Annotated in this window: 11 protein-coding genes; 4 read left to right on the top strand and 7 right to left on the bottom strand. The window is 73.4% G+C overall.

Annotated features, from left to right (window positions below):
• Window positions 1-16: 16 nt before the first annotated feature.
• From ACFYZF_RS20515 to ACFYZF_RS20490, 6 genes are read right to left on the bottom strand one after another with little or no spacing between them, the layout of a single operon-like run.
• The gene (locus tag ACFYZF_RS20515; protein WP_387023024.1) at window positions 17-1,690 is read right to left on the bottom strand and encodes an acyl-CoA carboxylase subunit beta; all 1,674 of its coding nucleotides are present in this window, start codon (window positions 1,688-1,690) and stop codon (window positions 17-19) included.
• A complete protein-coding gene (locus ACFYZF_RS20510; protein ID WP_387023023.1) occupies window positions 1,687-2,919 on the bottom strand; it encodes an amidohydrolase family protein in 1,233 nt (410 codons plus the stop codon). Before ACFYZF_RS20510 ends, ACFYZF_RS20515 begins: the two co-directional genes overlap by 4 nt.
• Complete coding sequence (locus ACFYZF_RS20505) at window positions 2,916-7,238, bottom strand: type I polyketide synthase (RefSeq protein WP_387023021.1); 4,323 nt, start codon at window positions 7,236-7,238, stop codon at window positions 2,916-2,918. Before ACFYZF_RS20505 ends, ACFYZF_RS20510 begins: the two co-directional genes overlap by 4 nt.
• Window positions 7,235-11,638 (bottom strand): MupA/Atu3671 family FMN-dependent luciferase-like monooxygenase, encoded by a 4,404-nt coding sequence (locus tag ACFYZF_RS20500; RefSeq protein ID WP_387023018.1) that lies wholly within the window; start codon window positions 11,636-11,638, stop codon window positions 7,235-7,237. The genes ACFYZF_RS20505 and ACFYZF_RS20500 overlap by 4 nt, the downstream gene beginning before the upstream one ends.
• Window positions 11,635-16,785 carry an amino acid adenylation domain-containing protein gene (locus tag ACFYZF_RS20495; RefSeq protein ID WP_387023016.1) on the bottom strand — a complete coding sequence of 1,717 codons (5,151 nt, stop codon included), beginning with the start codon at window positions 16,783-16,785 and terminating at the stop codon, window positions 11,635-11,637. Before ACFYZF_RS20495 ends, ACFYZF_RS20500 begins: the two co-directional genes overlap by 4 nt.
• A gap of 17 nt (window positions 16,786-16,802) precedes the next feature.
• Window positions 16,803-17,633 (bottom strand): DUF5829 family protein, encoded by an 831-nt coding sequence (locus tag ACFYZF_RS20490; RefSeq protein ID WP_387023133.1) that lies wholly within the window; start codon window positions 17,631-17,633, stop codon window positions 16,803-16,805.
• A gap of 269 nt (window positions 17,634-17,902) precedes the next feature.
• Between ACFYZF_RS20490 and ACFYZF_RS20485 the strand changes: the two genes are divergently transcribed.
• The 4 genes from ACFYZF_RS20485 (at window position 17,903) to ACFYZF_RS20470 (ending at window position 22,206) form a co-directional block, all read left to right on the top strand.
• Complete coding sequence (locus tag ACFYZF_RS20485; RefSeq protein ID WP_387023014.1) at window positions 17,903-19,090, top strand: beta-ketoacyl-ACP synthase III; 1,188 nt, start codon at window positions 17,903-17,905, stop codon at window positions 19,088-19,090.
• A 26-nt stretch (window positions 19,091-19,116) separates the two neighbouring features.
• Entirely contained in the window at window positions 19,117-19,359 is a 243-nt protein-coding gene (locus tag ACFYZF_RS20480; RefSeq protein WP_387023012.1) for an acyl carrier protein, read from the top strand.
• A complete protein-coding gene (locus tag ACFYZF_RS20475) occupies window positions 19,356-20,570 on the top strand; it encodes a beta-ketoacyl-[acyl-carrier-protein] synthase family protein (RefSeq protein WP_387023011.1) in 1,215 nt (404 codons plus the stop codon). Before ACFYZF_RS20480 ends, ACFYZF_RS20475 begins: the two co-directional genes overlap by 4 nt.
• 91 nt (window positions 20,571-20,661) lie before the next feature.
• Complete coding sequence (locus ACFYZF_RS20470; RefSeq protein WP_387023009.1) at window positions 20,662-22,206, top strand: GMC family oxidoreductase; 1,545 nt, start codon at window positions 20,662-20,664, stop codon at window positions 22,204-22,206.
• A gap of 140 nt (window positions 22,207-22,346) precedes the next feature.
• Here the strand turns inward: ACFYZF_RS20470 and ACFYZF_RS20465 are convergent, their stop codons facing one another.
• On the bottom strand, window positions 22,347-23,012 hold the full coding sequence (locus ACFYZF_RS20465) for a maleylpyruvate isomerase family mycothiol-dependent enzyme (protein ID WP_387023007.1): 666 nt from the start codon (window positions 23,010-23,012) through the stop codon (window positions 22,347-22,349).
• Window positions 23,013-23,172: the final 160 nt, after the last annotated feature.

Below are 23,172 nucleotides of genomic sequence, written 5' to 3'. Positions count from 1 at the left end.
CGCTGTCGGCGGCAGATCACAGGGGGATGTTGCCGTGCTTCTTCGGCGGCGGGATGACCCGCTTGTTGCTCAGGGCACGCAGGGCGCGGACGACCGTGGTTCGGGTCTCCGACGGCAGGATCAGGTCGTCGACGCAGCCGTGTTCGGCTGCCCGGTAGGGCGTGAGCAACTGGTCCTCGTACTCCTCGACGAGGACCTGGCGGAGCAGCGCCGGGTCGTCGGCCCGGGCGAGGGCCTGGTGGTGCAGCAGGGCGACCCCGCCCGCCGCGCCCATCACGCCGATCTGTGCGGTGGGCCAGGCGAAGCACAGGTCGGCGCCCAGCTCCCGGGAGCCCATCACCGCGTACCCGCCACCGAAGGCCCGCCGTACCACGATGGTGATCTTCGGCACCGTCGCCTCGATGTAGGCGAACGCGAGTTTCGCCCCCCGACGGATGATGCCCTGGTGCTCCTGGGCGGTACCGGGCAGATATCCGGGGACGTCGACCAGGGTGAGCACGGGGATGTTGAACGAGTCGCAGAACCGGACGAACCGTGCGGCCTTCTCCGCGGCGTCGATGTCGATGGCACCGGCCAGGTGCAGCGACTGGTTGGCGACCACCCCCGCCGTGGCGCCTTCGATCCGGGCGAAGCCGCAAATGATGTTGGGGGCGAAGTTGGGCTGCACCGCCAGCAGGTCGCCGTCGTCGACGATCCGGCGGATCACCTCGTGCATGTCGAACGGGGTGGTGGCCCGGTCGGGTACGAGCGTGTCGAGTTCCCAGCCGGCGGCGGTGGGCTCCAGTGGGGACGCCGGCGGCCAGGCCGGGGCCGCGTCGAGGTTGTTGGCCGGCAGGTAGGACAGCAGGTCCCGGACGTAGTCGATGGCCTCGGCCTCGCTCGCGGCGGCGTAGTGGGCGTTCCCGCTGCGGGTGGTGTGCACCGTGGCACCGCCGAGGGCCTCCATACCCACCCGTTCCCCGGTCACCGTCCGGATGACGTCCGGGCCGGTGACGAACATGTGCGAGGTGTTCTCCACCATGACCACGAAGTCGGTGAACGCGGGGGTGTAGACGGCGCCACCCGCGCAGACACCCATGATGAGGGAGATCTGCGGGATCACCCCGGATGCGGTCACCATGCGCCGGGCCACCTCGCCGTATGCGGCGAGGGCCAGCACCCCCTCCTCCACCCGGGCGCCGCTGGAGTCGTTGATGCCGACCACCGGGCAGCCGACGCGCAGGGCGTGGTCGAGTATCTTGCTCACCTTGGCGCCGAAGACCGCTCCCGCGCTGCCGCCCCGGTGGGTCGCGTCGTGCGCGTAGACGCACACCTGCCGACCGTCGACGGTGCCGTAGCCGGTGACGACACCGTCCCCGGGGGGCTGCGGCCCGGCGTACCCCCCGACCTCCCGACGGGCCAGCCGGTCGGTCTCGACGAACGAGTCGGGGTCGAGCAGGGCCAGGATCCGCTCCCGCGCGGTCATCCGGCCCCTGACGGCCAGCCGGCGGGCCGCCCGGGCCGAGCCGGGCTGCTCCGCCTCGGCGCGGCGGCGCCGCAGCTCGGCCAGCTTCTCAGCGGTGGTCGGGGCGGCCACCTTCCCGGCCGTGCCGAGGACGGGCGGGGCGGTGGTGCCGTCGGGCCGGCTGTCGGCCCGGTCCGGCCCCAGGGCGGCGGCCGTCGGCGGGTGTCCGTGCGGTGCCGGGGTCATTTGCGGGTGTCCTTGACGATCGTGCCGTTGCTGACGACGAGGACGACCCGGTCCGGGTCGTCGAACAGGTCCGGCGCGGTGAGCGGATCGAAGTCCACGGCGACGAGGTCGGCCAGCTTGCCCACCTCGACCGACCCGAGACGGTCGGCGACCCCCATGATGCGGGCGTTGACCGAGGTGGCGGAGACGATCGCCGCCATCGGCCCCAGGACGTGGGCCTTGAGTACCAGCTCCAGGCCACGGTGGTTCTGGTCCGGCCCGATCAGGTCGGAGCCGGAGCCGACCAGCACACCGGCCTCACGGGCCAGCAGCATGGCGTCGATCATGCGCCGGGCGGTGTCGCCGACACGGTCCCGGAACCCGGGGGCGAGCCCCTGCCGCTCGGAGTCGGTACGCATCATCTCGGCGATGGCCAGGGTGGGTACCAGGTGCACGCCGTGGGCGGCCATCATCGCCGCGGTGGCCCCGTCGATGCCGGTACCGTGTTCGACGCAGCCCACGCCCGCCCGGACGGCGTTGCGGATGCCGGCGCCGTTGTGGGCGTGCACGGTGACGTACGTGTTGCGGGCACGGGCCTCGGCGACGGCGACCGCGATCTCCTCGACGGTGTACTGGGTGTCCTCCAACGAGTCGGACACCGAGATCACCCCGCCTGTGACGGCCATCTTCAGGAACGACGCGCCCTGACGGAAGCACTCGCGGGCGGCCCGGCGGACCTCCTCGACACCGTCTGCGTTGGGGGTCATCCCGGTCAGGCCGCGTACCGAGAACGGTGACGGACCCGCGGGGGCCAGCGGCGAGCCCAGCCGACCGTGCCCGCCGGTCTGGGACAGCGCCACGGCGGCGGCCCAGATACGGGGGCCGGGTACCAGTCCGCGGCGTACCGTGCGCAGCACCCCGAGGTCGAGGCCGCCGCAGTCCCGGACGGTGGTGAACCCGGCCGTCAGGGTCTCCCGCAGGTTGCGGAAGATGTCGGCGGCCCGTTCGGCCACCGACAGCTCCCCGCTGAGCATCGCGCGTACGTCGCTGGAGTAGCCCACGTGGGTGTGTGCGTCGATCAGCCCCGGCAGCAGGGTCAGCCCACTCAGGTCGACCAGGTCGGCGCCGTCGGTCGGGACTCGGACCCCCACCTGCGTGATCCGGTCGGCTTCGATCCGTACGGCCCGGTCGGTCACCGGGTCGCCGCCGAGCCCGTCGATGAGCGTGGCCCCGGTCAACAGCATGGTCATGGCAGCAGGTCCTTCTGGGCGGTGTCGGGCCGGGCCGGATCGCCGTCCGGCGGTGCGGGCAGGGCTCCGCCCCGGGCGAGGAAGCCCAGCATCCGCGCGAACAACGCGGCGTCCAGCTCCGGTGGGCGGGCCAGGTCGGCCGGCAGCGCCGACCGGACGTTGTCGCAGCGCATCCGGGGCATGTCCCGGTCCGGGGTGTCGCCGAGCATCGCCATCAGCGGGGCGAAGCTGTTCGCCGTCTCGTCGGCCTCGACCTGCTCGGTGAGCTGGTGGCGCCAACGCTGCCAGTCGACGCTCGGCACGCGGTAGCCGACGGCCCGCAGGTGGCGGAAGATGTCGTTCCAGTCCAGCGGGTCGGGGTTGACGGTGTGGAAGGTGCCGCCGGTGGTCTCCGGGCGCAGGGACAGAGCGACCACGGTACGCGCGACGTAGTCGACGGTGGCGGCGGCGAAGGCGTACCGGCGGGTGGGGGCCAGACCGAGCTCGACGCAGCCCTGGATGACCTTGGTGACGTAGTCCTCCCGGTTGGTCGCGCCGGTGCGGCTGTCCCCGAGCACCGCGCCGGCCCGGTACACCGACACCGGCACGCCGCGGTCCCGGGCGAGGCCGATGAGCCTCTCGGCGACCCACTTGCTCTGGCTGTAGGCGGTGTCGTGGCCCACCGGTGGTGGCAGGGGGTCGTCCTCGTTGATCTGCGTGGCACCGTCGGCGACGGCTCCGGCGAGGACGGCCAGGGTGGAGATGTGGTGCACGGGGGTGGGGCGGCCCCGGGTGGCCAGCCGCAGGATCTCCTCGGTGCCGCGCACGTTCGTGGCCTTGAGGGAGCGGTACGGGCGCACGAAGTTGACCCAGGCACCACAGTGGTAGATCGCGTCGACCTCGTCGGCGAGGGCGTCGAAGTCGGCCGGGGCCAGGCCGAAGCGGGGACGGGCCAGGTCGGCGGGGACGACGCGCAGCCGGTGCGCGGGTGGTGCGGGCAGGCCGTAGGAGGTCAGGACGGTGTGCAGGCGTTCGGTGCCCTCCTCGGGGCTGGCGGCCCGGACCAGGCAGACGATCTCGGCGCTGGTCTGCCGGGCCAGTTCGGCGCAGAGGAACGCGCCGACGAATCCGGTGGCACCGGTGAGCAGCACCACCCGGGGCGGGCCGGCGCGGGCCGGCGCGTCCCGGTCGGGGGTGACCGCCGGGTCGAGGACGACCTCGGCGGCGAGGTCGGGGCCGGTGCCGTGCAGTTCGATCAGCGGTCGCCCGGACACGGCGGCCTCGATCCGGGCGGCCAGGCCGGCGACGGTGGGGCTGGCCAGGACGTCGCCGGCGGTGAGCTGGGGTGCGCCGAGGCGGCGCAGCTCCCGGGCGGCCTGCGTGATCATCAGAGAGTGGGCGCCGCAGTCGAACAGGTCGTCGGTGACGCTGATGCGGTCCAGGCCGAGCAGGTCGCACCACACCCGCGCGACCTGGCGTTCCCGTTCGGTACGGGGGGCGAGGTGGCCGTCCTCCGGCGTGCCCGCCAGGTCGGTGCCGGCGGACGCGCCGCCCGGGTCGACGGTGCCGGAGTCCGGGTCGACCGTGTCGGAGTCCGGGTCGACCGTGCTGCCGGCGGTGTCGGCTGGTCCGCCGGCGGTCGCCCCCGGCTCCACCCAGTACCGGCGGCGCTGGAACGGGTAGCCGGGCAGGCTGACCCGCCGGGGCGGGCGCGCGGTGTGCAGCGCCGGCCAGTCCACGCTCACCCCGGCCTGCCAGAGCCGGCCCACTGCGGCCATCAGGTGCGCGGTGTCCGGCAGCCGGTCGCGGGGGTGACCCAGCGAGGCGACCGCGGTCGGGGTGGGGGCGATCCGCTGTCCGGGTACCAGCGCGGTCAGCGCCCGCCCGGGCCCGACCTCCAGCAGCACCCGGTCGTGCGTGGTCAGCACCGTCCGCAGCGCGTCGGCGAAACGTACGGGTTGGCGCAGGTGACGAGCCCAGTAGTGCGGGTCGGTGGCGTCCCCGGCGCGGATCCAGGTGCCGGTGACGCAGGAGACGAACGGGGTGTGCGGTGGCCGCAGGTCGCACTCCTTGACCCGGGCGGTGAACTCGTCAAGGACCGGTTCGACCAGCCAGGAGTGGCTCGCCGCCGGTACGTTGATCCGCCCGCAGTCCACGCCCCGGTCGGCCAGCCGCCGGTCGAGGGCGGCGACGTCGTCGTCCGGCCCGGCCACCACGGTCAGCTCCGGCGCGTTCACCGCCGCGATCGACAGCCGTTCGTCGAGCAACTCCGCGACCTGGGCCTCGGGCAGCGGTACGGCCAGCATCCGGCCCGGTGCCATCCGGGCGAACAGCTCGCCACGGGCGTAGGTGATGGCGAGCGCGTCCCCGAGGGTGAACACCCCGGACAGGCAGGCGGCGACGTACTCGCCGAGGCTGTGGCCGAGCATGGCGACCGGTGTCACGCCCCAGGACTGCCACAGTTTCGCCAGCGCGTACTCCACCGCGAACAGGGCGGTGACCACACCGGGCCCCTCGGCGCGGCCGAGCGCGCGTCCCCGTCGCGGCCCGCCACCGTCGCCGGGGAACAACAGCGCGGTGAGGTCGACGTCGAGCCGGTCGCGCAGCAGGGTGGCGCACTGGTCGATCGCCGCCCGGAACACCGGCTGCCCGCGGTAGAGGTCGGCGCCCATGGCGCGGTGCTGGTTGCCGCCACCGGGAAACATGAACACCGCCCGGTGGCCGGTCTCCGGGGTGGTGCGGGTGACCAGCCGGTGCGGGTCCTCCCCACGCAGCACCGCCACCAGGTCGGGCAGATCGGCGCAGGCGGCGAACCGGCGGACCGGGAAGCCGCGCCGACCGTTCTGGAGGGTGAAGGCGACGTCGGCCAGGTCGAGGTCCGGGTGGGCCTCCAGATGGTCGGCCAGCCGGTGGGTGGCAGCGTCGACGGCTGCGCGGCTGCGCGCGGACAGCGGCACCAGCTGCCAGCCGGATGCCGTGGGTGCCGGGTCGGGGCTGGGCGGTGGCTGTTCGAGGACCACGTGGGCGTTGGTGCCGCCGACACCGAAGGCGCTCACTGCGGCGCGGCGGGGTCCGGAGTCGGCCGGCCAGGCGGTGGCGCGGGTGGGTACGTAGAAGGGGGAGGTGTCGAGGTCGAGGTCGGGGTTGGGGGAGCGGAAGTTCACCGTCGGTGGGATCTGCCCGTGCTGGACGGCCAGGGCGGCGCGCATCAGACCGGCGGCCCCGGCGGCGGCGTCGAGGTGGCCGATGTTGGCCTTGACCGAGCCGAGGGCGCAGAAGCCCCGCCGGGCGGTGCCGACGCGGAACGCCTGGGTGAGCGCGGCGACCTCGATCGGGTCGCCCACCCGGGTGGCGGTGCCGTGGGCCTCCAGGTAGCCGATGCTGCCCGGGGAGAGCCCCGCCAGGGTGTGCGCGGCGGTGATGACGCGGGCCTGCCCGTCGGGGCTCGGTGCTGTGAAACCGGCCTTGACCGCACCGTCGTTGTTGACCGCGCTGGCCCGGATCACCGCGTAGATGTGGTCCCGGTCGGCCAAGGCGTCGGAGAGCCGGCGCAGCACCAGGGCCACGGCGCCGTTGCCGGGCACGGTCCCGGTGGCGTCGGCGTCGAAGGGCCGGCACTGCCCGTCCGGGCTGAACACCCCGCTGTAGGTGTGTGAGTAGCCGGTGCGCAGCGGCAGGTTGATCGTCACCCCGCCGGCGAGCGCCAGATCCGACTCGTAGGTCAGCAGGGACTGGCAGGCCAGGTGGGTGGCGACCAGGGAGGTGGAGCAGGCGGTCTGCACGGTGTAGGCGGGGCCGTCCAGGTCGAGCAGGTACGCCACCCGCGTCGCCAGGAAGTCCTTGTCGTTGAAGATGCGGGCCAGGGGCGCCATCGCCGACCGCTGGAAACGGGGGTTGGTGGCGAGGTTGGCCATCAGGTACTTGTTCATGAACATGCCGGCGAACACGCCGACGGCCCCGTCGGCGCTTTCCGGGGTGTGGCCGCTGTCCTCCAGGGCCGCCCAGGCGGTCTCGCAGAAGACCCGTTGCTGCGGGTCCATCGTCTCGGCCTCGGCGGTGTTGTAGCCGAAGAACTCCGCGTCGAAGTGGTCGGCGTCGTCGATCACCGCGCCCGCCGCGACGTACTCGGGGTCGGCCAGCAGGTGCGGGTCCACGCCGGCCGCGCGCAGTTCGTCCGGGGTGAAGCGGGTGATCGAGTTGACGCCGTCGAGCATGTTCGCCCAGAACCGGGGGACGGTGTCGGCGCCGGGCACCCGGCAGGCCATGCCGATGATCGCGATCGGTTCGACCCCGTCGGGCGGATCGACGTCGGTTCCGGTGCTGTCCCGGTGCGCGGTCACGACCGGTCGGCCCGTCGTACCCGCCGCGGGCCGGCGGCGGACAGGGCGGCGGCCCGTCGCCCGGCGGCCTGCCGGGCCCCGACCAGCGCGTCGGGGCGGTCTCCGGTGGGGGAGCAGGCGGCGGCGAGCGTACGCACCGAGGGGTAGCGGAACAGGTCCACCAGCGACACCCCGGTGACGTCGCGGGCCTGCAACCGGGACCTGGCCTGGACCGCCAGCAGCGAGTTGCCGCCGAGGTCGAAGAAGTTGTCGTCGAGACCGACCCGGTCGCGGCCGAGCAACTGCGTCCACACCTCGGCGATGGTCTGCTCGACGTCGGTCCGGGGGGCCAGGTAGCGGGCGGGCCCGGGGGTCTGCGGATCGGGCAGCCGGTTGCGGTCGATCTTGCCGTTCGGGGTCAGCGGCAACTCGTCGAGGACGGTGACGGTGGCCGGCACCATGTAGTCCGGCAGTACGTGGGCCAGGGCGGCCCGTAGCGTCGCCGGGTTCAGCACCGCACCGTCGGCGCGGCCCGCCTCGCAGTAGGCGGCCAGGCCGCGGTGGGCGCCGGTGCCGCGTACGACGACCACGGCGGCGCGGACGCCCGGCTGCGCGGCCAGCATGCTCTCGATTTCGCCGAGTTCGATCCGGTGGCCGTGGATCTTCACCTGGTGGTCCAGCCGGCCGAGGAACTCCAGGGTGCCGTCGGGGCGCCACCGGGCCAGGTCACCGGTGCGGTACAGCCGGGAGCCGTCGGCGGCGAACGGGTCGGGGACGAAGCGTTCTGCGGTCAGGCCGGGGCGGCCGTGGTAGCCACGGGCGACGCCCGGCCCGCCGAGCAGCAGTTCACCGGGCACGTTGACCGGGGTGGGCCGCAGGTCCGCGTCGACCACGTAGGCGCGTACGTCGGCCAGCGGGCGGCCGAGCGGCACGGTCGCGGCGACCGGCCCGGTGCCGGTGACCGGCTGGGTGCTCGCCCACACGGTCGCCTCGGTGGGGCCGTACATGTTGTGCACGCCCCCGCTGACCAGGCCGGCGAGGTCGGCGCCGAGCACGGCGGGCAGCGCCTCCCCACCGACGAGCAGGCGGCGCAGGTGGCGGAGCGCCTCCCGGCTGTCGGGGTCCTCGGCCAGCACACCGGCCAGCGACGGTGTGCACTGTAGATGGGTGACGTGGTGCCGGCGCAGTTGCGCGGCGACGGGCTCGTCGGCCAGCGCCACCCGCCGGCGTTCCTCGCTGATCTCCCGGGCGGTACGCAGGTGCGGCAGGGCGGCCAGGACCTGGTCGTGGTCCACCCCGAAGTCGATCAGGCAGGCGACCTCGTCCACCTCGATCGCCTTGAGCCGGTCCACCAGGTCCGCGGCGGCCTCGGGGGTGCCCAGCAGGGCGGCGGTGTCGAAGAACCGGTCGAAGGCCTGCTCGACCAGGGCGTCGAGTTCCCCCTCGGGCAGGTTGCGGAAGTCGCTGCTGCGCCCGGACACCGCGCCGAGGCCGGAGAGCAGGTCGAAGGAGCTCTTCAGGTACGCGCACAGCGGCGCTCGGACCAGCTCGCGGACCTGCTCGGCGTCGGCGCCGAGGAAGGTGTGCAGCATCAGGGTGACGTGGCCGGAGCCGGTGTGGCCGGCCTCCCGCCAGGCCCGACGGTAGATGGTGATCTTCTCGGCGAGCTGTTCCACGGAGTGGCCGAGCAGGTGTGTGAGCAGCCCGGCGCCGATCTCACCGGCCATCCGGAAGGTGTCGGGGCTGCGTGCGCTGGTGACCCAGACGGGCAGCTCGGGCTGCACCGGTGGCGGGTACACCCGTACGTTGACCTCGTCGCCGCCCGGGCGGGTGCGGCTGACCGTCTCGCCCCGCCAGAGCCGACGTACCTCGTCGATGCCCGCCAGCATCAGGTCCTTCCGGTCGGTGTACCGCTGCGGGGCGAGGACGAAGTCGTTCGGTTGCCATCCGGAGGCGACCGAGATGCCGACCCGCCCGCCGGAGAGGTTGTCCACCACGGCCCACTCCTCGGCCACCCGGAGCGGGTCGTGCAGCGGTACGACCACACTGCCGGCCCGGATCTGTACCCGTTCGGTGATGGTGGCGATGGCGGCGGCGGTGACCGAGGGGTTCGGGTAGAGCCCACCGAAGTCGTGGAAGTGCCGCTCCGGGGTCCACACAGCGGCGAAGCCGTGCCGGTCGGCGAAGCGGGCGCCCTCGACGAGCAGTCGGTACCGGTCGTCGACGGAGCCGCCCCGGTCACCGCCGAAGTAGAACAGGCTGAAGTCCATCGGCCTGGCCTGCACCTCGGCGGGTACCGGGACCCCGGTGGCGGAGGCGGTGCCGGGTTCGTCCCCCCGGATGACGACCTCGAAGCCGCGGGTGAGGGTCCACAGCAGTTCCAGCACCGAGATGTCGAAGGAGGTGCTGGTCACCGCCAACCAGGTCGGCGCGCCCCCGTCCCGGTCGGCGTCGGCGTCCGGGCCGAACTCGCGGTCCATCCCGGCGAAGAAGGTACCCACGTTGCGGTGGGTGACCAGCACGCCCTTGGGGCGCCCGGTGGAGCCGGAGGTGTAGATGACGTACGCCAGGTCGTCCGCGTGTGTCGGTACGGTCGGCCCGGTGGGTGCCGCGTCGGCCGGCGGTGTGCCGGGGGCGACGGCGGTGACCGGCAGGCCGCCCAGCCGGCCGGCGAGATGGTCGGTGGTGACCACCACCCGGGTGCCGGAGTCGGTGACCATGAAGATGAGCCGGTCGGCGGGCAGGGCGGGATCCAGCGGCAGGTACGCTCCGCCGGCCTTGAGGATGGCCAGCAGGGTCACCGCCAGGTCGGTGCCGCGGCGCAGCAGGACGCCGACCGGGAGGTCCGGGCCGACGCCGTGGCCGCGCAACGTGGCGGCGAACCGTTCGGCGCGCTCGTCGAGTTCGCGGTAGGTCAGTCCGGGTTGGTCGCCGGGTCCGGCGTCCCGCACGGCGACCCGGTCGGGGGTGCGCCGGGCCTGCGCGGCGACGAGCTCGTGCACGAGCACGCCGGTGCGGCGGTCGACACCGGTGGCGGTCCACTCGGTGAGCAGTTGGTGACGCTCGCCCGGGGTCAGGATGTCCAACCGGCCGACCGGCCCGTCCGGATCGGCCAGGGCCGCGGCGAGGACCTGACGGAAGCGGGCGGCCATCCGTTCGGCGCTGTCCGGGTCGAACAGGTCGGTGCTGTACTCCAGGCGGCCGGTCAGGTCCGTCCCGCGCCGGGTGAGGGACAGGGTGAGGTCGAACTTCGCGGTGGCGGTGTCGCCGGGGACCGGGGTGACCGCGCAGCCGGGCAGGTCCAGCCCCACGGCGTCGGTGTCGTGGTAGCTGAACAACACCTGGAACAGCGGGTTGTGGGCCAGGTCCCGGCTCGGGTGCAGCTCCTCGACGAGTTTCTCGAACGGCAGGTCCTGGTGGGCCAGGGCGTCGCGGGTCTCGTCGCGGGTCCGCTCGACCAGTTGCCGGAAGGTCGGGGCACCGGTGAGGTCGATCCGCTGTACCAGAGTGTTGGCGAAGAACCCGATCAGCGGCTGGATCTCGGGGCGTTGCCGGCCCGCCACCGGCGAACCGACGACGACCTGCGCCGTGCCGGTGTACGCCCGCACGACGACGGCGAAGGCGGCCAGCAGCACCGCGAACGGGGTCGCGGCGACCTGCCGGGCCAGCGCGGTCACCGCGTCGCTGACGTCGTGCTCGAAGCCCAGGTCCAGGTGTGCGCCGCGGTAGGTCTGCGTCGGTGGGCGGGGCCGGTCGGTGGGCAGGCTGGCCAGCAGCGGTACGTCGGCGAGCCGGTCCCGCCAGTGGCCGACGAGCCGGTCGAGGGTGGCGCCGGTGAGGTGGGTGTGCTGCCACTCGGCGAAGTCGGCGTACTGCACGGGCAGGTCGGGTAGCTCCCGTCCGCGGTAGGCAGCGGTCAGTTCCCGTTCGAGGACGGCCAGTGACCAGCCGTCGCAGACGATGTGGTGGACGGTGAGGCACAGCTGGTGGTCCTCCGGGCCCAGCCGCAGCAGGGTGGCCCGCAGGACCGGGCCGTCGACCAGGTCGAACCGGGTACGTGCCTCGGCCCCGGCCAGCGCCGCCGCCTCGGCGGGGTCGGCGACGTCGTGCACGGTCAGGGGGGTCTCCGTCGGCGGCAGGACGACCTGACGCGGCTGGCCGTCCACCGCCCTGAACACGGTACGCAGCGCCTCGTGCCGTCGGACCACCGTGGTCAGGGCCCGGCGCAGGGCGTTGACGTCGAGTGGCCCACGGATGCGGTAGCCCAGCGGGATGTTGTAGACGGGGTTGTCCGGGCTGAGTTGGTCGAGGAACCACAGCCGCTGCTGCGGATAGGACAGCGGGTGGCTGCGCTGGGCCAGTCGCTGGGCCAGGTGCCGGGCCAGTTGGGCCCGCCGGGCATCCGTGCCGGCGTCATTCATCGATCCACCTCGTTGTCCGTGAAGTCGTGCAGCAGCTGGTCGACCTGCTCGGGGGTGAGCTGGTCGATGTGCCGCAACAGGTCCTCCATCTGCTGCCAGCTACCGGGTGCGATGCCGCCCTGCCCGGTCGGGTCCGTGGCCGGTGTGCGGGTGTCGAGGGCGGCCACCAGCCCGGCGACGGTGGGCGTACGCAGGAAGCGGGCCAGTGCCACGTCCGCACCGAACGTCTCGTTCACCCGGGCCACCAGCCGCATGGCGAGCAGGGAGTGCCCACCGAGGGCGAAGAAGTCGTCGTCGAGGCCGACCTGGTCGAGCCCGATCAGCTCGGCGCAGATCGCGGCGACGGTCCGTTCGGTGTCGGTCCGCGGGGCACGGAGGGCCACCCGCAGGTCGGGGCGTTCGGCCTCGGCGGCCGGCAGTGCCGCCCGGTCGAGTTTGCCGTGCTCGGTGAGGGGCAGGGCGGTCAGCGACACGTACGCCGTCGGCACCAGGTAGGGCGGCAGCCGCTCGGCGAGCCAGACGCGCAGCTCCGCGGCACCCGGCCCGGGTCGGCTCGCCGGGGGCACGACGTAGGCGACCAGGCGGCGACCGGCCGGGCTGTCGTCGACGACGACCGCCGCGCCGGCCACGGCCGGGTGGTCGAGCAGGGTGTTCTCCACCTCGCCCGGCTCGATCCGGAACCCGGAGATCTTGACCTGGTCGTCGGTCCGGCCGAGGAACTCCAGCACCCCTCCGCTGCGCCAACGCACCACGTCACCGGTGTGGTAGAGGCGGGAGCCGTCGGCGCCGAACGGGTCGGGAACGAACCGTTGCGCGGTCAGCGCGGGCCGACCGGCATAGCCCCGGGCCACCCCGGGACCACCGAGGTGGAGCTGACCGGGTACGCCCTCGGGCACCGGGCTCAGCTCCTCGTCGAGGACGTACGCGGTGGTGTTGGCGATGGGCCGGCCGATGGGTACGGAACTGGCCCCGTCGGGCAGGTCGGTGATGTGGTGCACCACGGCGAAGGTGGTGGTCTCGGTGGGACCGTAGCCGTTGAGCAGCCGGGCCGGGGCGTACGGGCCGCGCAGCAGTTGGCGGATGCGGACCGGGTTCAGCGCGTCCCCGCCGACGAGCAGGTTGGTCATGGTGGCGAAGCTGTCCGGCCGGTGCGCCATGACCTCGTTGAACAGGGCCGAGGTGAGGAACATGCTGGTGATCCGGGACCGGCGCAACTCGTCGCCCAGCCGGCCGGGGCTCAGGACGGTGTCGCGGGGGATGACGCAGACGGTGCCGCCGTGCAGCAGGGCGCCCCACACCTCGAACGTGATCGCGTCGAAGGACGCGTCGGCGACCTGGGCGATGCGTTCGTGCGGTCCGAAGCGGACGAAGTCGGTGCCGCAGACCAGGCGCAGGATCGCGCGGTGCGCGACCACCACTCCCTTGGGCCGTCCGGTGGAGCCGGAGGTGTAGAGGACGTAGGCAGCGCTGTCCGGGCGGGCGGCGGTGGACTCCGGCCCGGCGTCGGGCCGGTCCTCGGGCCCGGCCTGCGGATCGTCGCCGGTCACCACCTCCACGTCGTCGACGGGCAGCACCCCGGCCAGGTCGGCCTGGGTGACCACCAGCCGGGCCCCGGAGTCGGCCAGCAGCCAGCGCAGCCGTTCGCCCGGGTAGCCGGGGTCGAGCGGCACGTACGCGCCGCCGGCCTTGAGCACGGCAAGGAAGGCGGTGATCAGGTCGGGGCCGCGGGCGAACAGGACACCGACCGGGGTGTCGGCGCCGACACCCCGCCGGCGCAGCAGCCGGGCCAGCCGGTCGGCGCCGGCGTCGAGGTCGGCGTAGCTGAGGGTCTGCCCCTCGTACTCGACGGCGGGGGCGTGCGGTCGCCGGGCCACCTGCTCGGCGAACAGGTCGGGCACGGTGCGGTCGGCCGGGAAGGCGACGGCGGTGCGGTTGTACGTGTGGACGACCCGGGTCCACTCCTGCGCGTCGAGCAGCGGCAGCCGGCCGACCGGCTGGTCGGGGCCGGTCATCGCCGCGTCGAGAAGCCGGACGTAGTGTCCGGTCATCCGCCGCATGGTCGAGGCGTCGAACAGGGCGGTGGCGTACTCCCAGATCAGGGTGATCGGGGCGGCGTCGTCCCGGTGGCCCTGCCCGGCACGCTGTTCCGCGCGGGGCAGGACCACGATGTTCAGGTCGGTCTTGGCGGTGCCGTTGTGCCGTTCCAGGACGGTGCCGGTCAGCCCGGCGAAGGTCAGCTCCGGCATCGGGGAGTCGTGGAAGCTGAACATGGTCTGGAACAGCGGGTTGCGGGACGGGTCGCGTACCGGGTCGAGGGCCTCCACCAGCCGGTCCAGCGGCACGTCGGCCCACTCGTAGGCCCGTGCGGCGCGGGTGTGCACCCGGCGGACCAGTTCGGTGAAGCTGGGCCGGCCGGACAGGTCGACGCGCAGCAGCAGGGTGTTGACGACCATGCCGATCATGCGTTCGGTCTCGGCGAGACGGCGGTTCGCCACACCACTGCCGATGATCATGTCGTCCTGGCGGGCGTAGCGGCCCAGCAGGGCGGCGAAGCCGGCGAGCATGGTGGCGTAGAGGGTGACCCCGTGCCGGCGGCTGTACCCGCGCAGTCGCGCGCACAGCTCGCCGGGAAGTTCGATCCGCAGCGCCGCGCCGGTGAAGCTCTGGGCCAGCGGACGGGCGCGATCCAGGGGCAACGCCAGCTCGTGCGGTGCGCCGGCCAGTTCCCGGGTCCAGTGCGACAGGTGTCGGTCGAGGGTTCCGCCCCGCATCCACCCGCGCTGCCAGAGCGTGAAGTCGCGGTAGCGGCAGGACGGCGGCGGCAGGTCCGGTTCCCGCCCGGCGGCGTAGCCGGCGTAGAGGGTGGTGAGCTCCTCGACGAAGACGGCGAAGGACCAGCCGTCGTGGACCAGGTGGTGTTCGACGTGAACCAGGGTGTGATCGTCGTCGGCGTGCCGGACCAGTGCCCACCGGGCCAGCGGTGGACTGGCCAGGTCGAAGGGTTCACGTAGGTGACCGGCCACGATCTGCTCGGCCCGCCGGCCGCGCTCCGGCTCGTCGTACGCGGACAGGTCGACGAGCGGGAGATCGACGGCGCGGTGGGCGGTGACGTGCTGCTCGGGCCCGTGCGGCCCGGCGACGAAGCCGGTACGGAAGATGTCGTGGCGGCGGACGATCTCGTCGAGCGCGGCCTGTAGCGCCGCTGGGTCGAGCGGCCCGCGCAACCGCATGGTGGCCTGGGCGTGGTACGCCCGGTTGCCGGGGTCGAGCTGGTCGAGGAACCAGATCCGCTCCTGGGGCAGGGAGAGGGGCGCGACCGCGTCGGGGTCGGCCGGGGTCAGCGGGGGCGGGGTGGGTGCGCGGTCGGTGTCGTCCGCGTCGTCCAGCGCGGCGGCCATGGCGGCGACGGTGGGGGATCGGTAGATGACCACGACCGGCAGTTCACGGCCGAGTTCGGCGCGGACCCGCGCGGCGAGCCGGCCGGCCATCAGCGAGTTGGCGCCGAGAGCGAAGATGTCGTCGTGCACGCCGAGGCGGAGCGCGGCCGGCGGGTCCGTGCCCGGCGCGGGGTCCGGCCCGGCGCTGGTGTGGCCGAGCAGGTCGGCGAGGAACCCGGCGAGGATCCGCTCGGTGCCGGTGCGCGGGGCGGTGACGGGTCCGGTCAGGCCGGCGCTGGCCCGGTCCGGCTCGGGCAGGGCGGACCGGTCGATCTTGCCGCTGACGGTCAGCGGCAGCGCGTCGAGGGTCACCACCACGTCGGGTACCAGGTAGGCGGGCAGCCGTTCGGCCAGGAAGGCGCGCAGCCCGGCCGGATCGTGGTCGCTGGCGGCGTAGCCGACCAGCCGGGTGGCGTCGCCGGAGCCCCGGGCGACCACCACCGCGTCGGTGACGGCGGGGTGCCCGGCCAGCACGGCGGCCACCTCGTCCGGTTCGATCCGGTGTCCCCGCAACTTGATCTGGTGGTCGATGCGCCCGAAGAAGTCGAGAGTGCCGTCGGGGCGGCGGCACACCTGGTCGCCGCTGCGGTACCGGCGTGCGCCGGGCGGCCCGTCCGGGTCGGGGACGAACCGCTCGGCGGTCAGCCCCGGCCGGGCGTGGTAGCCCCGGGCGACGCCGGCCCCGCCGATGACCAGTTCGCCGACCTGGCCGTCGGGCACCGGCCGGCCGTCGGGGTCGACCACGGCGACGTGGACGCCGGTGACCGGTACGCCGATGGACGGTCGCCCGTCGTCGGCACGCACCTGCGCCAGGGTGGCCCAGACGGTGGCCTCGGTGGGGCCGTAGGCGTTGAACATGCGCCGGCCGGGCGCCCAGCGCCGCACCAGCGCGGCGGGGAGCGCCTCACCGGCGCAGACCAGCACGGCCAGGTCGGGCAGGGGCTCGTCGGGCAGGGTGGCCAGCACCGACGGGGGCAGCGTGAGGTGACTGATCCGCCGGGTACGCAGGGTGGCGAACAGCTCCGGCCCCGGGGCGGCGATGGCCCGGTCCGCCAGCACCAGGGTGGCGCCCGTGGCCAGCGCCATGGCGGTCTCGAACACCGAGGCGTCGAAGCTGGACGGGGCGAACTGGAGCACCCGGTCACCGGGGCGCACCCCGAAGGCGTCGGCCTGGGCGCGGACGAGGTTGGCCAGGCCAGCGTGGCTGAGCAGCGCGCCCTTGGGACGTCCGGTGGACCCCGAGGTGTAGATCATGTACGCGAGGTGTCGGCCGGTCGGCGCCGGTGGCAGCGGGTCGGGCGCCGGCCCGGACTCCGCGGCGGCCTCGGCCGGGTCGATGCGGCGGACCCGCCCGGCCGGCAGCCGGTCCATGGTGTGCGCCTCGGCGACGAGTAGGTCCACGCCGGAGTCGGTGAGCATGTAGGACAGCCGCTCGGTGGGGTAGGACGGGTCGAGCGGCACCCAGGCGCCGCCGGCCAGCAGGGTGCCGAGCACCGCGACGACGGACTCGGTCGAGCGGTCCAGGGCGATCGCGACCGGTACGTCGGGTCCGACGCCGTGGCGGCGCAGGTGGAGCGCCACACGGCGGGCACGGGCGGCCAGCTCGGCGTAGCTCAGCGACCGATCGGTGGACTCCACCGCGACCGCGTCGGGGTCACGGGCGGCGTGTGCGAGGACCGCCTCGTGGAACAGCACGGATTCGCCGGGCATCGACGCACCTATCCTCATCAGGCCGGTGGGGTGAACGTCCAGTGGGCGGTGTTCTGCCGCAGGACCAGCCGCGAGGTGCCGCCGAAGACGAACTCCTGGTGCTGCCGCGGGGCCTCGTGCAGGTCCATGGTGATGTCGAGGACACCCTCGGGCGCGGTGGCCGAGCCGACGAGTCCGATGTCGACACCCGGACCGGTGATCCGGTACGTCGGCTCGGCGCCGGCGGCGGGATCGCCGGTGTGCTCGGGTGGGGTGGTGGTGGCCCGGTAGCCCAGCGCGGTGAGCGCGTCGGCCATCCGGGTCGCCCGGTGCGGGCGTACCCGGAGGGTGACGGCGGTGATGTCGCGCAGCGACCGCCGTCCGCCGGTCCCGAACGCCGCGTCGAGGTAGCCGCTGCGCAGCAACTCGCCGTCGGGTCCCCGGCGGGCGGACACCGAGTCGTAGTACCCGGGGGTGACCTCGTTGAGGAACATCAACAGTGGGCTGTCCTCGCCGAGGTCGGTACGCAGCATGTGGTACCAGGGGCGGAACTCGCCGGTGTCGGGTTCGGTGCGCTGGACCAGCTCGTAGTGGCCGCCGATGCCGGGGCCGGTGTCGAGCAGCTCCCGGGCGCGTTGCACGGAGCCGGGGTGTTCGAAGGAGAACACCAGGCCACCGGTGAGCCGACGCGGGCCGGGCAGCGCGCCGTCGAACAACTCCAGCAGGGTGTTCTCGCCGGCCAGCCCGAGCGCCGAGTACTGCCCGGCGATCGAGCTGGTGACTTCTTTCGGTTTCACCCGGGCAAATTGTTCACGCAGCATGGCGCAGGCAAATATGTCGCGGAAGGCGGCCCCGTCGAGCAGTACCACAACGTGGTCCAGAAGTGGAACGGGGATGGTGCGCGAATGCCCCTGCGCGAATGGCACGTCGATTTCCTCTCGTCGCTTTCTGGACGTTCCACCAGGGGATGTAAGCGAGATCAGCCTAATTTCGCTGCCGCGCGTCCGAGTATTGGGGGAAACCCCAACGGGCGGAACCTAGGGGGCGCGGGGCGGGTGTCACGGTGTTAACTGGTTGCTGGTTCGGGCTCAAAGAGATGCAAGGGATTCAATATGAACCTACCCATTCGGCGGGTACCGTGACGGCCCGGTCGGCAGTGCTCGCCGGGGTGGGTGGCTGGGTGCCGCCGCGCGTGGTCACCAACGCGGACCTTTCCGCCGGACTGGACACCTCGGACGAGTGGATCCGGTCCCGCACCGGCATCGCGCAGCGCCATTTCGTCGATCCCGGCATGTCCACCTCGGACCTCGCGGTCGAGGCCGGCCGGCGCGCCCAGGTCTCCGCCGGGACGCCGGGCGTCGACGCCGTCGTGGTCGCCACCATGACGCCGGACCGGTCCTGTCCGGCCATCGCACCCGAGGTGGCCTCCCGGCTGGGCCTGACCGGGGTGGCCGCCTACGACCTGGGCGCCGTCTGCACCGGGTTCGTCTACTCGCTGGCCACCGCAGCCGGCCTGATCGCCACCGAGCTCGCCGACCGGGTCCTGGTGATCGGCGCCGACGCGCTCTCCAGCGTGACCGACCCGGGCGACCGCACCACCGCGGTGGTCCTGGCCGACGGGGCGGGGGCGGTCGTCCTGCGCGCCGGCCGACGCGACGAGCCCGGCGCGCTCGGCTCCTTCGACCTCGGCAGCGACGGGGGCGGGAGCGACCTGATCCAGGTGGCCGCCGGCGGAGCCCGGCAGCGGTTGTCCGGTCGGACGCCCGACCCGGCTGACTTCTACTTCACGATGGACGGACGCGAGGTGTTCCGCAACGCCGTCGTCCGGATGGCCGCCTCGTCCCGTACGGTCGTGCGGCGCGTCGGCTGGCAGCTCGCCGACGTCGACCGGGTCGTCAGCCACCAGGCCAACATTCGCATCCTCAACGCCCTCGCGGACGAACTCGACCTGACCCGGGACCGGGTGGTGGCCAACATCGACCGGGTCGGCAACACCGGTGCCGCCTCCATCCCGCTGGCCCTCGCCGACGCCGGCGCCACCGGTGGGGTCGCCGCCGGAGACCGGGTCCTGATCACCGCCTTCGGTGGGGGCCTGACCTGGGGATCGACCGTGCTCGTCTGGCCACGGCTGCAACCAGCCGAACGGCCGGGCGACGCGACGGGAACCGCCGCCGGAACAGCCCCGGCGACTGCGGGATCGGCCCCGGCGACCGCCGGCGCAGCCTCCACCGCCGGGACGTTCCCGGCCCCCGCCGGGACGGAGCCCGTCCCACTGCCGCACCACCCCAGGTCCGAGCCGCCGGTCACCGGTCCGGCCATCCGGTGACCGACAAACCACGAGGAGCGTGTGAGATGACCGACGTCTACCAGCGGGTCGTACAGATCCTCACCACCCGCTTCGAGGTGGAACCGGACGAGATCGGGCCGGCCGTGACCTTCGAGCAACTGGAACTGGACTCACTGTTCATGGTGGAGCTGGCCCTGGTGCTGCAGAAGGAGTTCGACCTGAAGATCGCTGACGAGGACGCCACACCACGCACCACCATCGCGGCGCTCGCCGGCGTCATCGAGGCCTCGTTGGCCCGCGCGGCGTGACCGGGATGGAGACCGCCATCACCGGCCTGGGGCTGGTCACCCCGGGCGGGATCGGCGTGGCACGGACCTGGCAGACGGTCTGCGCCGGGGTCTCCACGGCAACCCACGATCCCGACCTGGTCGGCATACCCGTCGACCTCTCCTGCCGGGTACCCGACTTCGACCCGCGTGCCGCCGTCGGCCGCCGCCACTGGCAGTACGACCGCTTCGTGCAGTTCGCGCTGGTGGCGGCCCGGGAGGCGGTGGCCGACGCCGGCCTCGACCCCGCGACCTGGGACGGCGCCCGGGTCGGCGTGGTGATCGGTTGCGGCATGTGGGGGGTGTCCACCACGGCCGCCCAGCACGCCGTCCTGGCCGCCGAGGGGGCGCAGGCGGTCTCCGCGTTGTTGCTGCCGATGATGCTGTCCAACATGGCCGCCGGTCAGGTCGGCATGGACCTGCGCGCCGGCGGTCCCAACCTGGTCACTGCCACGGCCTGTGCCTCCGGCAGCACCGCCATCGGACTGGCCCACGACCTGCTGCGCAGCCGGGCCTGCGACGTGGTGGTGGCCGGTGGCACCGAGGCCGGCGTCACCCCGCTCGCCGTCGCCGGGTTCGCGCAGATGGGGGCGCTGTCGCGGCGGGCCGACCCGACCGCGTCCCGGCCGTTCGACGTCGGTCGGGACGGTTTCGTCCTCGGTGAGGGGTGCGGCCTGCTGGTCCTGGAACGCGCCGAGGACGCCGCCGCCCGCGGTGCCCGGGTGCGGGCGCGACTGCTCGGCTTCGGGGCCAGCGCCGACGCGTACCACCCCACCACCCCCGACCCGGAGGGCCGTGGTGTCCAGCGGGCCGTGCAGGCCGCGCTGGGTGGGGCGGGTCTCGTCCCGGCCGACGTGGACCACGTCAACGCACACGCCACCGGCACGCCCGCCGGTGACCTGGCCGAGGCGCGGGTGCTCAGCCGCCTGTTCGACTCGCTGCCGGTGGTGACCGCGAGCAAGGGCTGTCTCGGCCACGCCCTCGGGGCCGCCGGTGGGATCGAGGCGGCCCTGACCGTGCTGGCGTTGCAGCACGGCCTCGTCCCGCCGACCGCCAACCTCGACGAACAGGACAGCGCCATCGACCTGGACGTGGTCACCAAGGCGTCCCGAAAACAGCGCATCGGGGTGGCCCTGAGCAACTCGTTCGGCTTCGGTGGCCAGAACGCCGTCCTGGTGCTGGCCGCCGCCTGACACCGCACGCCCCCGCGCGGACACCGCGCCCGGGGACACCGCACGTCGCCCGCGTGGGTGCACCGCGTTGGGCCGAAAGGGGGCAACACACGTGGCAGCGACACCTGCCGGCGCCGACGTGGTCGTCGTCGGCGCCGGCTCCGCCGGCTGCGCGCTGGCCCGCCGGCTGGTCGAACGCGGACTGCACGTGGTCGTCCTGGAGGCCGGTGGCGAGGACACCAATCCCGACATCGGTACGCCCGGACGTCTGGCCCACCTCTGGTTCGCCAAGGAGGACTGGGCCTACCACACCACGGCGCAACCGAATGCCGGGCACCGGCGGCTGCACTGGCCACGCGGACGGGTGCTCGGCGGCTCCAGCGCCCTCAACGGCATGATCTGGGCCCGGGGCGCCGCCGCCGACTACGACCACTGGGCGTACCTCGGTAACGAAGGCTGGGCGTGGGCCGACGTCCTGCCCGTGCACCGGCGCATGGAGGACCTCGACGCGGTGGCCCCGTTGCGCGGCACCGGCGGACCGATCCACGTGATGTCCCAGTACCGCCCGGATCCGATCTTCGAGTCCTGCGTCAAGGCGGCGCAGGAGATCGGGGTCGGGATCAACCCCGACTACAACTCCGGCGAACTGGACGGGGTGTCGCTCACCCAGTTGACCATCCGCGACGGTCAGCGGCAGAGCGCAGCCGTCGGGTACCTGCGCCCCGTCCTCGGCCATCCGGGGCTCACCGTCGTCACCCGCGCGCACGCCCGTCGGCTGCTGTTCACCGCTGACCGCTGCACCGGAGTGGAGTGGGAACGCGACGGAGCCGTCCACACCACCCGCGCCGACGTCGAGGTGATCGTGTCCGCCGGCACCATCGAGTCCCCCCGCCTGCTGATGCTCTCCGGCATCGGCGACGCCGCCGAGTTGCGCCGGCACGGCATCGACGTCCGGGCGCACCTGCCCGGCGTGGGCCGCAACCTGCACGACCACCTGCTCACCCCGGTCATCTTCAGCACCAACCGTCCGGTCGGCCGCTCGCCCGACCTGTCGCCGATGCAGAGTCACCTGTTCTGGCGCAGCCGGTCCGGCCTGCCGGTTCCCGACGCGCAGACGCTGCACTTCCCGGTCCCGATGTACCAGCCCGGGATGTCGGGCCCGTCCGACGGGTTCACCCTCCAGGCCGGCCTGGTCCGCCCGGTGAGCCGGGGACGGATCCGCCTCGTCGCCGGCGACCCGCACGCCGGGCTCGACATCGACCCCGCGACGCTGGCCTGCGCGCAGGACGCCGACGTGCTCGTCGACGCGGTGACCCTGGCCCGGGAGATGGGTGCCGGCTCGGCCCTGGCCGACGAGTGGGGTGCTCGGGAGATCTACCCGGGTCCGCAGGTCCGCACCCGCGACGACCTGCGCGCCTACGTACGCGCCACCGCCGGAACCTTCCACCACCAGGTCGGCACCTGCAAGATGGGCGCCGACGACCAAGCGGTGGTCGATTCCCGGCTACGGGTGCACGGAGTACGGGGACTACGCGTCGCCGACGCGTCGATCATGCCGGCGGTGACCACCGCCAACACCAACGCCCCGGCGATCCTCGTCGGTGAACTGGCCGCCGACTTCGTCACCGCCGAGCACACCCGGCAGGACCAGCCGTGACCCTGGCACCGACGGGTCACGTCCCCGTCCGGTGAGACGCAGCCATGACGTCGGCGGGCGGGCGGCGTGGCCGGCGGGAAAACGGTACGGGCGCAGCGGAGTGCGTGGATCTGCTTCGGGAATGCCGCAGCCGTTGTGGATCAGGCCGGGGCGCAGCGGTCGCGGAGGACCGCGACGCCGCCGCCTTGGAGCTCGTCGCAGTACGTCCTACGCCCGGTCATCGCCATGGTCAGTGCCAGGGTGGTGCCGGACACGAGTGGCCCCGAGCCGGTGGTGAAGGGGCCGTCGTTCGCGACGAGGCGCAGGCCGCGGACCCGGCCTTTGGCCAGGACGACCTGGTCGGAGCCCTGGTAGTACCGGGCGACCTGCGTGATGGTCTCGATCGGGTAGGTCCGGCGGATGTCCAGCGGGCGGCGGATGTCCTCCCCGTGCACGATTGTCTCACCGAGCATCGCCATGGTCGGCAGTGGCGGTTTGGTCCTGCTCATGACGATGCCCCGGAATCGTTCCAGCGTCTCGGCCGCGGTCGCGCCCAACTGCTCGTTCAGCCGCATGGTCACCTGCTTGTCGAAGTCGAATCCGCAGCGGATTACGCCCGCCAGCCATTGCCAGGGGTTCAGGCTGGCCGCTGCGGTGAGGTGCGCGAGCACCTCGCGTACCGTCAGACCGGTGCACAACGACGGCGTCGCGAACTGCTGCTCGGTCAGGCCCGCGAGGTCGGCTGCCAGTGCCGCGCGCTCTGCGCGGATCCGGGACCAGGTGACGCTCCCCCGGTCGATACGGGCACTTGCCTGTCTTTCGGTCATGTCGAGTTCTCCTGCGGTGCTTGAGGCGTCCGGCGTTCAGCAGGGCGGGTCGGTGCCTGTCCAGCGGTCACCGGCTGCGGTGCTGGGGGTCTGTCGGAGTGGAGACCGCCGCTGCGGGGCAGAATCGTCGCTCATGGCGAGTTTTCTTTCGGGTTGGCTG

The organism is Micromonospora sp. NPDC001898 (assembly GCF_042891255.1).
Classification (GTDB): Bacteria; Actinomycetota; Actinomycetes; order Mycobacteriales; family Micromonosporaceae; genus Micromonospora.
This window is presented reverse-complemented; position numbering and strand designations above follow the sequence as displayed.